At 63.0% G+C, this 11,221-nt stretch carries 12 protein-coding genes; 4 read left to right on the top strand and 8 right to left on the bottom strand.

The window, feature by feature from the left end; translation table 11 throughout:
- Positions 1-63: 63 nt before the first annotated feature.
- The 5 genes from rfbC to C380_RS03050 form a co-directional block, all read right to left on the bottom strand.
- The gene (gene rfbC, locus C380_RS03070) at positions 64-609 is read right to left on the bottom strand and encodes a dTDP-4-dehydrorhamnose 3,5-epimerase (RefSeq protein WP_015012426.1); all 546 of its coding nucleotides are present in this window, start codon (positions 607-609) and stop codon (positions 64-66) included.
- A 9-nt stretch (positions 610-618) separates the two neighbouring features.
- On the bottom strand, positions 619-1,503 hold the full coding sequence (gene rfbA / locus C380_RS03065; RefSeq protein WP_015012425.1) for a glucose-1-phosphate thymidylyltransferase RfbA: 885 nt from the start codon (positions 1,501-1,503) through the stop codon (positions 619-621).
- Positions 1,504-1,516: 13 nt separating this feature from the next.
- Positions 1,517-2,407, bottom strand: coding sequence for a dTDP-4-dehydrorhamnose reductase (rfbD, locus tag C380_RS03060; protein WP_015012424.1), 891 nt, complete (start codon positions 2,405-2,407; stop codon positions 1,517-1,519).
- Positions 2,404-3,498: a dTDP-glucose 4,6-dehydratase gene (gene rfbB / locus C380_RS03055; protein ID WP_015012423.1), complete on the bottom strand. Its 1,095-nt coding sequence runs from the start codon at positions 3,496-3,498 to the stop codon at positions 2,404-2,406. The genes rfbD and rfbB overlap by 4 nt, the downstream gene beginning before the upstream one ends.
- 110 nt (positions 3,499-3,608) lie before the next feature.
- Positions 3,609-5,594: an SDR family oxidoreductase gene (locus C380_RS03050; protein ID WP_015012422.1), complete on the bottom strand. Its 1,986-nt coding sequence runs from the start codon at positions 5,592-5,594 to the stop codon at positions 3,609-3,611.
- A 228-nt stretch (positions 5,595-5,822) separates the two neighbouring features.
- On the opposite strand from C380_RS03050, the gene C380_RS03045 reads away from it, so the two are divergent.
- The 3 genes from C380_RS03045 to C380_RS03035 all read left to right on the top strand — a co-directional run bounded on the left by C380_RS03045 (position 5,823) and on the right by C380_RS03035 (position 8,128).
- Complete coding sequence (locus tag C380_RS03045) at positions 5,823-6,416, top strand: phasin family protein (protein WP_015012421.1); 594 nt, start codon at positions 5,823-5,825, stop codon at positions 6,414-6,416.
- Between the two features lie 216 nt (positions 6,417-6,632).
- Positions 6,633-7,295, top strand: coding sequence for a TetR/AcrR family transcriptional regulator (locus C380_RS03040; protein WP_015012420.1), 663 nt, complete (start codon positions 6,633-6,635; stop codon positions 7,293-7,295).
- Between the two features lie 56 nt (positions 7,296-7,351).
- Positions 7,352-8,128: a hypothetical protein gene (locus C380_RS03035; protein WP_015012419.1), complete on the top strand. Its 777-nt coding sequence runs from the start codon at positions 7,352-7,354 to the stop codon at positions 8,126-8,128.
- A gap of 192 nt (positions 8,129-8,320) precedes the next feature.
- Here the strand turns inward: C380_RS03035 and C380_RS03030 are convergent, their stop codons facing one another.
- Complete coding sequence (locus C380_RS03030) at positions 8,321-9,088, bottom strand: type III pantothenate kinase (RefSeq protein WP_015012418.1); 768 nt, start codon at positions 9,086-9,088, stop codon at positions 8,321-8,323.
- A gap of 180 nt (positions 9,089-9,268) precedes the next feature.
- Here C380_RS03030 and lysM point away from each other — a divergent pair, with 180 nt between their 5' ends.
- A complete protein-coding gene (gene lysM / locus C380_RS03025) occupies positions 9,269-9,757 on the top strand; it encodes a peptidoglycan-binding protein LysM (RefSeq protein ID WP_015012417.1) in 489 nt (162 codons plus the stop codon).
- Positions 9,758-9,833: 76 nt separating this feature from the next.
- On the opposite strand, the gene C380_RS03020 is transcribed toward lysM, so the two are convergent.
- Together C380_RS03020 and C380_RS03015 are read right to left on the bottom strand one after the other, a co-directional pair.
- A complete protein-coding gene (locus C380_RS03020) occupies positions 9,834-10,250 on the bottom strand; it encodes a rhodanese-like domain-containing protein (RefSeq protein ID WP_015012416.1) in 417 nt (138 codons plus the stop codon).
- A 16-nt stretch (positions 10,251-10,266) separates the two neighbouring features.
- Positions 10,267-11,214, bottom strand: a complete 948-nt coding sequence (locus tag C380_RS03015) for a M48 family metallopeptidase (RefSeq protein WP_015012415.1) — start codon at positions 11,212-11,214, stop codon at positions 10,267-10,269.
- Between the last annotated feature and the right edge of the window lie 7 nt (positions 11,215-11,221).

Raw genomic sequence — 11,221 nt, 5'->3', positions numbered from 1 at the left:
ATAAATTAGAAATGTTGCAATTTTCGAAAATTATTCGAATACAGAATGCCAAATGTGATTTGATCACTCATACAAATCATCACTACATATTGGAGGCGCAATGGCATCTTTATCCGCCAATATAGGCGACATCACAAGCGGCCATTCAATTCCCAGAGTGGGATCATCCCAACGAATAACTCGCTCATGTTCTGGGCACCAATAATCTGTTGTCTTATAAATAAAGTCCGATGTGTCACTCAGTGTCAGGAATCCGTGGGCAAACCCCGGTGGCACCCACATCAGCGTCCGATGTTCAGCGCTCAGGATTTGGCCTACCCATTTTCCGAACGTCGGAGATGATTTGCGCAGATCGACCGCGACATCGAAGACAACACCCTGGACGACGCGCACCAGCTTGCCCTGGGGGCGCTGGAGCTGGTAGTGCAATCCGCGCAAAACACCTTTGCGGCTGTAGCTGTGGTTGTCCTGGACAAACTGGTAACTGGTTTCAGTAGCTTCATTGAACGCGCGCTGGTTGAAGCTTTCGTAGAAAACTCCACGCGCATCGCCGAACACCCTGGGTTCGATCAGTACCACCTCAGGAATGGACAAGCGTGTGATTTGCATAGAGATACTTCAGTAAATTTTCTCTTGCACAACGTGAAGCAGGTATTGCCCGTAACCGCTCTTGACCAGGGGTTCGGCCAAGCGCTTCAGCTGGGCAGCGTCGATCCAGCGCTGGCGCCAGGCGATCTCTTCGAGACAGGCTATCTTGAGCCCCTGTCGACGCTCGAGCGCGGCAATGAACTGGCTGGCCTCGAGCAGGCTGTCGTGCGTGCCGGTGTCCAGCCAGGCGTAGCCACGGCCCATGACTTCAACAGTGAGTTGACCCCGTTCCAAGTAGAGACGATTGAGGTCGGTAATCTCCAGCTCACCCCTAGCCGACGGGACCAATGTCCTTGCAAGCTCGACCACTTGGTCATCGTAGAAATAAAGGCCGGTGACGGCATAACTGCTCCTGGGCTGCGCGGGCTTTTCCTCCAGGGACAGAACTTGGCCCAAGGTATCGAACTCGGCCACACCATAGCGTTTGGGGTCATTCACATGGTAAGCAAAAACACTGGCGCCCACCGCTCGCTGCTGTGCGTTGTTCAACAACTTGTTGAAGTCGTGGCCATAGAAGATGTTGTCACCCAACACCAACGCACTGGGCCCTCCGTCCAGAAAGGCCTCACCGATCAAAAATGCCTGCGCCAGACCTTCAGGCCTGGGCTGTACCGCATACTGCAAGTTCAATCCCCACTGGCTACCGTCGCCAAGCAATTGCTCAAAGCGGGGCGTATCTTGCGGGGTGCTGATGACGAGGATGTCGCGAATACCCGCGAGCATGAGCGTGCTCAGCGGGTAGTAGATCATGGGCTTGTCATACACCGGCAGGAGCTGTTTGCTAATAGCCAGGGTAGCCGGATGCAGCCGAGTGCCGGAACCTCCAGCCAGTATGATGCCTTTGCGTTGCGTCATGCGAGGGTGCCCATCAGAGAATTTCAACCAGCATGCGCGCCACGCCCGCTTGCCAGTACGGCATCTGCAGGCCGAAGGTGGTCTGCAGCTTGCCTGTGTGAAGGCGCGAATTGAGCGGACGCACAGCGGGAGTGGGGAACGCGCTCGTCGGAACGGGCGCAATCTCACTTGCTTTTATTTTGATAGCGGGCTGCGTAATCTGCGCCTGCGCAATCACGAATTTTGCGTACTCGTTCCAATTCGTTTCACCACCTGCGACACAGTGATACAGCCCGGCATCCTGCGGGCGCAGTAGCAAATGGCGCAGGGCATGCGCGGTCACGTCAGCCAGAAGATCAGCACCCGTGGGCGCGCCCCACTGGTCGTCGATCACGGTCAAGCGTTCACGCTCCTGCGCCAGGCGCAGCATAGTCTTGGCGAAGTTGCCGCCACGCGCCGCATAGACCCAGCTGGTGCGCAGTATCAGGTGCTTTGCGCAAGCCTCTGCGATGAGCTGCTCTCCTTCGAGCTTGGTACGACCGTACACACTCAAGGGGGCGGGCGCGTCGGTTTCGAGCCAAGGGCGGCTACCGCTGCCGTCGAAGACGTAGTCGGTGCTGTAGTGCACCAGCCAAGAGCCCAGCTTGGCCGCCTCCTCAGCAATGGCGCCGGGGGTAGTAGCGTTCAGGGTGCGCGCGAGGTCGGGCTCGCTCTCTGCCTTGTCAACGGCGGTATGGGCGGCGGCATTTACGATGACATCCGGACGCAGCGCGCGCACCGTTTCAGCCACGCTCGCTGGGTTGGAAAAATCACCGCAATACTCCGTGCTGTCAAAGTCCAGCGCCGTGACGCCCCCTAGCACAGACAGGCTGCGCTGCAGCTCCCAGCCGACCTGCCCGCGCTTGCCGAACAGCAGGATGTTCATGCGACTGCGCCCGAAGCAACCGCGACAGAAGCCTCCCGCGCATACTGGGCCTGCACCCATTGGCGGTAGGCACCGGTCTGCACGTTAGCCACCCAGTCGGCATGCTCCAGGTACCACTGCACCGTCTTGCGGATGCCGGTGTCGAAGGTTTCGGCAGGCTTCCAGCCCAGCTCGCGCTCGATCTTGCGGGCGTCGATGGCGTAACGGCGGTCGTGGCCGGGGCGGTCCTTCACGTAGGTGATCTGGGTGCGGTAGCTCTGGCCGTCAGCGCGGGGGCGCAGCTCATCGAGCAGGCTGCAGACCATGTTCACGATCTCGATGTTGGGCTTTTCGTTCCAGCCGCCCACGTTGTAGGTCTCGCCCGGCGTGCCGGCTTCGAGCACGCGGCGGATGGCGCTGCAGTGGTCCTTCACATACAGCCAGTCGCGCACCTGCATGCCGTCGCCGTACACCGGCAGGTTCTTGCCAGCCAGGGCGTTGACGATCATCAGCGGGATCAGCTTCTCGGGAAAGTGGTAGGGCCCATAGTTGTTGCTGCAGTTGGTGGTGAGCACCGGCAGGCCGTAGGTGTGGTGCCAAGCTCGCACCAGGTGGTCGCTGGCGGCCTTGCTGGCGCTGTAGGGGCTGTTGGGCTCAAAGCCGCGGGTTTCAGTGAAGGCCGGGTCGGTGGGTGCGAGAGAACCGTACACCTCGTCGGTGGACACGTGCAGGAAGCGGAAGGCCGCACGCTCGCCCTCGGGCAGCCCGCTCCAGTAGCCGCGCACCGCTTCAAGCAGGCGGAACGAGCCGACGATGTTGGTCTGGATGAAGTCCTCGGGCCCGTGGATGGAGCGGTCTACATGCGACTCGGCCGCAAAATTCACCACCGCGCGGGGCTTGTGCTCGGCCAACAATCGAGCCACCAGCGCCGTGTCACCAATGTCCCCTTGCACAAAGATATGGCGCGCATCCCCTTGCAAACTGTCCAAATTGTGCAGATTGCCCGCATAAGTGAGCTTGTCGAGGTTGACCACGGGCTCACTGGAGGCGGCGAGCCAGTCAAGGACAAAGTTTGCGCCGATGAAACCCGCGCCGCCAGTTACCAGAATCATAGGGAGGCTGTGTGTGATGCCCGTTGGGCAAAGCCTGTGATTATCCCTGCCCGCCTGACCTCTTGGTAACAGATTTCAACACGGGCCCTTTGACGGAAGGCGGCACAGCTTCAGAAATGGATGCCACGCATCATCTGCTGGAGTGCCACGGCCTCGGCCGACAGCTGCGGTTTGGCGTCCTTGCTGCCCTTGGCCGCTGTGGAATCCGGGAACATGCGGAAGCTGGTGTTCATGGTGATCTGAGCCACCCGTGGCACCAGCGCGTGCAACAACTGCCCCGTGATGCCCAGGCGCGTGGCGATGCGCACGGGCTTGAAGATGCAGGCTTGGGCAATCATGTCGGCTGCCTCTTCCGGCGCCAAGGTGGGCACGTTGTTGTAGATCTTGGTGGGCGCGATCATGGGCGTGCGCACCAGCGGCATGTTGATGGTGGTGAAGGTGATGCCCTGGTCGGCAAACTCGCTCGATGCACAGCGCGTCCAGGCATCCAGCGCCGCCTTGCTGGCCACATAGGCTGAGAAGCGCGGCGCATTGGTCAGCACACCGATGGAGCTGATGTTGACCACATGACCCTTGCGCTTTTCCACCATGCCGGGCAGCAGGCCCATCGTCACCCGCAGGCAGCCGAAGTAGTTCAGCTGCATGGTGCGCTCGTAGTCGTGGAAGCGGTCGTAGCTCGACTCGATGGCGCGGCGGATGGAGCGGCCCGCGTTGTTGATGAGAAAGTCCACGCCGCCATGGTTGTCGATGAGCAATTGCACGAAGCGGTCGCAATCGGCCATGTCGGCAATGTCGGCAGAGTAGGCGATGAACTGGTAGCCCTTGGCCTTGGCTTCAGCGCAGGCTTCGTCCAGCTTGTCCTGGTCTCGGCCGCAGATGATGGTGATGGCGCCCGCCTCGGCAAACTTGTGCGCTGCGGCCAGGCCAATGCCGGACGAGCCGCCCGTGATCAACACCACCTTGCCCGCCACCGTGCCTTTGAGCGTGCGGTCGATGAACAGCTCGGGGTCCAGGTGGCGCTCCCAGTAGTCCCACAGGCGCCAGGCATAGTCCTTGAGGTTGGGGCACGAAACGCCCGAGCCCTTGAGCGCCGCCAGCGTCTCGCGGCAGTCAAAGCGCGTGGGGTAGTTCACGAAGGTGAGCATATCCTCGGGCAGGCCCAGGTCCTTCATGACCGCGTTGCGTACCCGGCGCACGGGCGCCAGCGCCATCAGGCTCTTCTTCACGCCCTTGGGGATAAAGCCCAGCAGCGCAGCGTTGACGAACAGGTTCATGCGCGGAGCATGAGCCGCGCGGCTGAAGATATCGAGCACATCGCCCACGCGGTAGCCCACCGGGTCCACCAGGTGGAAGCACTTCTTGCCGATGTCTTTCTGGTGGCTGATCACGTTGAGCGCGTTCACCACAAAGTCCACGGGCACGATGTTCACGCGCCCCCCCTCCAGGCCCACGGTAGGCATCCAGGGCGGCAGCAGCTGGCGCAGGCGCTGGATCAGCTTGAAGAAGTAATACGGGCCGTCGATCTTGTCCATCTCACCGGTCTGGCTGTCGCCCACCACCATCGCGGGGCGGTACACCGTCCACGGCACCTTGCAATCGTGGCGCACGATCTTTTCGCTCTCGTGCTTGGTCTGGAAGTACGGGTGGTCCAGGCCCTCGGCCTCGTCGAACATGTCTTCGCGGAACACCCCTTCGTACAGGCCGGCGGCTGCGATGGACGACACATGGTGGAAGTGCCCCGCATCGATGGCTTTGGCCAGGTCCACCGTGTTGCGCGTGCCCTCGATGTTCACGGCCACCTGGGTCTCTTCATCGGCCGCCAGGTCGTAGACCGCAGCGAGGTGGTAGAAATGGTCGATCTGCCCCTTGAGCTTCTTCACATCGTCGGCCGCCACGCCCAGCTTCTTGGCGGTGAGGTCGCCAAACACGGGGACGGCGCGTGCAGGGCCAACGCCCCAGAAGCTGCGCAGGTCGGCCACCTTGTCCGCACTTTCCTTGCGGATCAGGAAGTGGACCACCGCCCCCTTGCGCTCCAGCAGCTTCTTGACCAGCCGCTTGCCAATGAACCCCGTTGCCCCCGTCACGAAATACTGCATGGATAACTCCTCTGAGATAACTTCATTCTTGCCCAAGGCCTGCGCACCCCGATTCAGCAAAAACCCGCGCCGATGCTAGGCGGCCAGCGCCCTCCCCCGCTAGATGGCACGCTCTACATTTTTAGGAGCGCGTGCCTACACCTTGCGCACCGTGCGGCGTACAGTGCTGCCATGCGTCGACGGCACAATCGCCCCGGCAACCCCAACCAACCGCACCACGGAGGCCTCATGGTCAAGAAACTGCAGAAACTCAGCGCTGACAAGAAGAAGAGCAACGCCCAACTGTCCAGCACCGTCAAGGACTCCGCACAGCAGATCTGGCTGGCTGGCTTGGGTGCCTTCTCCAAGGCACAGGAAGAAGGCGGCAAGGTGTTTGAAGCCCTGGTCAAGGAAGGCCTGACCATCCAGCGCAAGACCCAGGCCGTGGCCGAAGAAAAGATCACCGAAGCCACCAGCCGCGTGACCACCATGGCCAGCGACATCGGCTCCAAGGCCCAGGGCCAGTGGGACAAGCTCGAAAACATCTTCGAAGACCGCGTGGCCAAGGCCCTGACCAAGCTGGGCGTGCCCTCCGCCCGCGACCTGGAAGCCCTGAGCGCCCGTGTGGACGCACTGGCCAAGGGCAGCAAAGCAGCTCCAGCCAAGGCTGCGGCCAAGCCCGCTGCCAAGGCTCCTGCCAAGAAGGCGGCCGCAAAGAAGGCCGTGCCTGCAAAGGCTGCGGCCAAGCCCGCTGCCAAGGCCCCCGCGAAGAAGGCTGCGGCCAAGAAGCCCGCAGCCCGTGCCGCTGCCGACACTGGCACCAGCACGCCGTCGGCCAGTTGATCAGAGGCTTGCCGCTGGCAAGCACCAAGCGGTCCACGCGCCACAGCGCCTGGGCCGCTTTTCTTTTTTTGGTGAAACCCTTGAAGTGCGCTACAAGCAGTCTGGATGCTGCGCGCGCGCTCTGCTCATGTCGCACTGCAGCATGACTGCGTGGGTTAGAGTAGCCATCAGAGACAACGCAACAACACTCAAAACGACGCGAAGGGGCCCGCACACATGGTGAAGAAAGCGCCACGCCGCACCGCAGAACGCATTCTGGAAGTGACGCTGGACCTATTCAACCGGTTCGGCGAACCCAACGTCTCCACCACCCTGATCTCGGCCGAGCTGCGCATCAGCCCCGGCAACCTGTACTACCACTACCCCGCCAAGGACGAGCTGATCAACGCGCTATTTGATCGCTACGAAGCCTCGCTCACCGAGCTGCTGGCAGCCGCTGACGGCGTACGCAATGTGGAGGACGCCTGGTTCTTCATGCACTCGCTGTTCGAGCTGATCTGGCAGTACCGCTTTTTGTACCGCGATCTCAACGACCTGCTGTCCAAGAACCGGCGCCTGGAAACCCACTTCCAGGCCATCCTCAAGAACAAGACCCGCGCCGTACGCGCCATGCTCGACGGCATGGGGCGTGCCGACGCACTGCACATCGACTCGCGCGAGCTGGAGGCCACCGCCACCAGCATGGTCGTGGTGCTCACCTACTGGCTCAGTTTTGAATACGTGCGCGACCCGCGCCGTGCTCTGGAGCCCGAAAGCGCCCAGGCCGCGCTGCTGCGCGGCGCCCACCATGTGCTGAACCTGCTCATGCCGTACCTGGAAAGCGGCCAGCGCGCCCACCTGCTGGAACTGGTCGGCGCCTACGCCGCAGTGCCAGGCTGATGCAGAGACAGCCCACCACAGACACCCCACCACAAGAACTTCCGGAGACACACACCATGGCCAAATGGACCCCCTTCCCCCACGCAGGCGACTACCAATTCGACGCCGCGAGCGTCAAGAAGCATTGGGCACGACTGCATGGCGGTGATGCAGAACCCTGCCCCAAGGACGCCGCCGTGCTGGAAGCGTGGGCGCTGTTCCACAACGGTGACTTCGAGAAGGCGGCGGCTGCAGGCCTGGCGGCCGGTGGAGCGGGCATTACCGCAGCCAACAAGGCCACCTCCATCTACGCCAACTACCTGGAGCCCAAGGAAAAGACGCGGCTGGACCTGTTCATGCAGGTGGCCGAAAGGGCCGAGGCCCAGGCAGCCGCAGAACCGAACAACGCCAACGCCTGGTACTGGCATGCGTATGCGCTGGGCCGCTACAGCCAGGGCATCAGCGTGGCCAAGGCGCTGGCGCAAGGCCTGGGCGGCAAGGTGAAGGAGTCGCTGGAAAAGGCCATTGCCCTGTCACCCAAACATGCCGATGCACGCATCGCTCTGGGCGCCTTTCATGCCGAGGTGATCGACAAGGTGGGCTCGCTGATTGGTGGCATGACCTACGGCGCCAAGAAGGACACGGGCCTCAAGCTGTTCCAGGAAGCCCTCAAGCTCAACCCGGGATCGGCCATCGCCATGATTGAGTACGCCAATGCCCTCGTCATGCTGGAGGGCGACAAGAAGATGAAGGAAGCCACTGCGCTCTACGAAAAGGCCGCCACCGCTGAACCCATGGATGCCATGGAACGGCTGGATGTGGAGATGGCACGGGCGGAACTGGAAGAAGAGTAAGAGGCATCCCCCTGAGCGGCTTTGCCGCTTCCCCCTTCTCTCGACTGGCTACGCCATTCGGGAAGGGGGACGACACCCTCGCTGCGGGGTGGCCCTTGCTCGGTGTCTCTGGCTTGCGCAGCGCCAGTTTTGCACAGAGGTTTGCAGTAGATTGCCGTGTCGCGCTGCTGTGGATGCGGAGCTCAAAAGCCCTCAGCCCCCAAATCGCCGCGCCGCAATCTCCAGCAGTCCATCAAAAATCAGGTTGTCCACCAGCTCGAACGGCCGTGTCATGCTGGGTGCCATCTTCCAGCCTGCACCGCCGGTCATGATGCAGGCAGGCTCCTGGCCGCAGTGCTGCAACAGGTGCTGGTACATGCGCTCCACGGCTCCCGCGATGGCGTAGGTGCCGCCGCTGGTCAGCGCGTCACTGGTGTTGGTGGGGAACGGGCGCACTTCGCCCGTAGGCACGTGCAGGCCGGCGGTACCCGATTCGAGTGCGCGCAGCATGATGCCGTGGCCGGGCAGGATCAGGCCGCCCATGAAGCGGCCTTCGGTGTCGATGCACTCCACCGTCACGGCCGTGCCCACCATCACCACCACCAGCGGCCGTGCGGGGCCGCGTGCCAGCACATGGTGGCGCGCGCCGATCATGGCCACCCAGCGGTCGGAGCCCAGGCGCGAGGGGTGGTCGTAGCCGTTGGTCAGCCCCGCCTCTTGCGCCGATGACACCACCCACGAGGGGGTGACGTCCCACAGCTCCATTTGCTCCTGCACACGGCGTTTGACGGCATCGCCCGCCACCACGCAGCCCAGCATGCGCTCCGGGTGCGGCAGCGATGCCCAGCTGCCTTCGGCCAGGCGGTCGATATGGTCGAGAAACTCGGCGCCGTGCGCCATCAGCGCAGCCCCGGGGCGGGGAGCGTCGTACAACGCCCATTTGAGACGGGTGTTACCGACGTCGATGGCCAGAAAAGTCATGCGACGGATTATCCCGAGTTTTGCGATGCGCCCCTGCCCGAGGGCGACAGCCACGGCAGCACCAACCCTCCCCGGCCCCAAAATTGTGAAAAATCGTGTCGCGCCCTTGTCCGACACGACACAGCCGCCCGTACCCGCTACAGTGGCCCTTCCTGTTTCTGCAACATTAGGAGGTACGACATGGGTCTTTTCAGTTTCATCAAGGAAGCCGGCGAAAAGCTGTTTGGCGGTAAGGACGCGCAAGCTGCCACCGCCGCCGCTCCCACGCAGGATGAACTCAACGCCAAGGCGAGCAAGGCCATCGAGACCTACATCGCCGCGCAAAACCTGGGCGCCAGCAATGTGCAGGTGGCCTTTCAGGGCCCCGAAGGCAAGGTCACGGTGAAAGGCACCGCCCCCACCCAGGCTGCCAAAGAGAAGATCACCCTGTGCTGTGGCAACGTGGCCAGCGTGACCAGCGTCGAGAACCTGATGGAGGTGACCAACCCCGAGCCCGAAGCCCAGTACCACGACGTGGTGCGCGGCGACACGCTCAGCGCCATTGCCAAGAAGTTCTACGGCGACGCCAACAAGTACCCCGTGATCTTCGAAGCCAACAAGCCCATGCTGAGCCACCCCGACAAGATCTACCCCGGCCAGAAGCTGCGCATCCCGCCCCTGGCCAAGTAAGCCTTCTCGGCCTCAAGACCAAAGAGCTGCCAGCGCTTGTAAATCAGGCGCTGGGAGCTCTTTTTTTGATAGCTATTCAGCCCTGCTTCCACGGCAGGCCATGAAAGCGCCAGCCGCCCTTCTTGCCGCGCTGCCCTTGCGCGTCCGCATCGCCCTCAAACCCTTCGAGGATGTTGTACGCAGTGATGCCCAGCTCGGTGGCGCGGCGCGCGGCGGCGATGGAGCGCACGCCGCTGCGGCACAGCAGCACGGCCCGCGCGCCCTCAGGCACGGCGGCGCGCATCTGGGCATCAAAATCGGCGTTCATCGCCATGCCTGGCCATTGTTTCCAGGCCACGGCAGCAGCACCAGGCACGTAGCCGACCCACTCGCGTTCGGCGTCGCTGCGCACGTCCACCAGCACGGCCTGCCCGGCCTGCACCCATTGCCAGGCTTGTTGGGGCGTCACGTCGCCGGCATAGCCGTCGGCGGGAGAAATCTTGGCTTCGGTCATCGTCAAGGTCCTTCTTTCAGTCCCACAAAGGGGCAGGTTCGTCGCGGAGATGGCTGCGCAGCTGGGCGTAGTCGGGCACCACGGTGGCCACGGTATCCCAGAAGCGGGGGCTGTGGTCCATCACGCGCAGGTGGGCCAGTTCGTGCGCCACCACGTAGTCGATGATGGCCGGGCGGTAGTGCAGCAGGCGCCAGTTCAGACGGATGGAGCCATCAGCCTTGGCGCTGCCCCAGCGGGTGTTGGCGCTCGACAGGCGCAGGCTGGCCCAACGCACGCCCAGGAGCGGCGCAAAGTGGTCCAGCCGCTCGGTGAAGTGGCGGCGCGCGTCGCGCATCAGCCAGGCCTGCACGGCATCGCGGATCTGCGCGGGGCTGGCGCTGTGGGGCAGGCCGATGTGCAGGCTGGACTGTTCCGTGGCAGTGACCAGAGCCCCGCCCTTGCCCGCAAAGCCGTGGCTGGGGTCCAGCACCACCGTCAAAGGCTCGCCCAGGTAGGGCAGCACGGCGCGATGGGCCCACACGATGCGACCACCTTCCATGCGCTGCTGGCGCTCGCGCGCTTCGCCCAGCTTGCGCAGGATCCAGTCGGACTTCTCGCGCAGCGCGGCATCCACAGCGCCCAGCGTCACCCAGCTGGGGGCCCGCACCGACAGGCCATCGGCCCCCACGGTAAAGCCGATGCTGCGGCGGCGCGCACGCTGCAGCGCATAGGCCACGACGGCGTCTCCCAGCAGGACCTCACGGTTGGCCTGGGGGTGGCGGAATTCGGCGGGGGACAGCAGCGAGGGCAGCGGCACTGCGGGTGCCGCTGGGCGCTGCACTATCGTTTTAGGAGCTACTGGCGCTTGATCGACTAGCGCTTTCGGCTGATTTGGCTTCAAACCCGCAGCCATGGGGCTGGGGGCTGCTGCAGGCGCGCCCGGCGGGTCGAACAGGTCCAGCGCCAGTTGCACAAGCCGCTGCATCACGGTC

The organism is Acidovorax sp. KKS102 (genome assembly GCF_000302535.1).
GTDB lineage: Bacteria > Pseudomonadota > Gammaproteobacteria > Burkholderiales > Burkholderiaceae_C > Acidovorax.
This window is presented reverse-complemented; position numbering and strand designations above follow the sequence as displayed.

Excerpts from the sequence above, each read along its gene's own strand:
- rfbA (WP_015012425.1), bottom strand. The coding sequence starts at position 1,503 with ATGACGCAACGCAAAGGCATCATACTGGCTGGAGGTTCCGGCACTCGG.
- C380_RS03040 (WP_015012420.1), top strand. The coding sequence starts at position 6,633 with ATGGTGAAGAAAGCGCCACGCCGCACCGCAGAACGCATTCTGGAAGTG.
- C380_RS03020 (WP_015012416.1), bottom strand. The coding sequence starts at position 10,250 with ATGACCGAAGCCAAGATTTCTCCCGCCGACGGCTATGCCGGCGACGTG.
- C380_RS03035 (WP_015012419.1), top strand. The coding sequence starts at position 7,352 with ATGGCCAAATGGACCCCCTTCCCCCACGCAGGCGACTACCAATTCGAC.
- lysM (WP_015012417.1), top strand. The coding sequence starts at position 9,269 with ATGGGTCTTTTCAGTTTCATCAAGGAAGCCGGCGAAAAGCTGTTTGGC.
- C380_RS03030 (WP_015012418.1), bottom strand. The coding sequence starts at position 9,088 with ATGACTTTTCTGGCCATCGACGTCGGTAACACCCGTCTCAAATGGGCG.
- C380_RS03050 (WP_015012422.1), bottom strand. The coding sequence starts at position 5,594 with ATGCAGTATTTCGTGACGGGGGCAACGGGGTTCATTGGCAAGCGGCTG.
- rfbC (WP_015012426.1), bottom strand. The coding sequence starts at position 609 with ATGCAAATCACACGCTTGTCCATTCCTGAGGTGGTACTGATCGAACCC.
- C380_RS03015 (WP_015012415.1), bottom strand. The coding sequence starts at position 11,214 with ATGCAGCGGCTTGTGCAACTGGCGCTGGACCTGTTCGACCCGCCGGGC.
- rfbD (WP_015012424.1), bottom strand. The coding sequence starts at position 2,407 with ATGAACATCCTGCTGTTCGGCAAGCGCGGGCAGGTCGGCTGGGAGCTG.
- rfbB (WP_015012423.1), bottom strand. The coding sequence starts at position 3,498 with ATGATTCTGGTAACTGGCGGCGCGGGTTTCATCGGCGCAAACTTTGTC.
- C380_RS03045 (WP_015012421.1), top strand. The coding sequence starts at position 5,823 with ATGGTCAAGAAACTGCAGAAACTCAGCGCTGACAAGAAGAAGAGCAAC.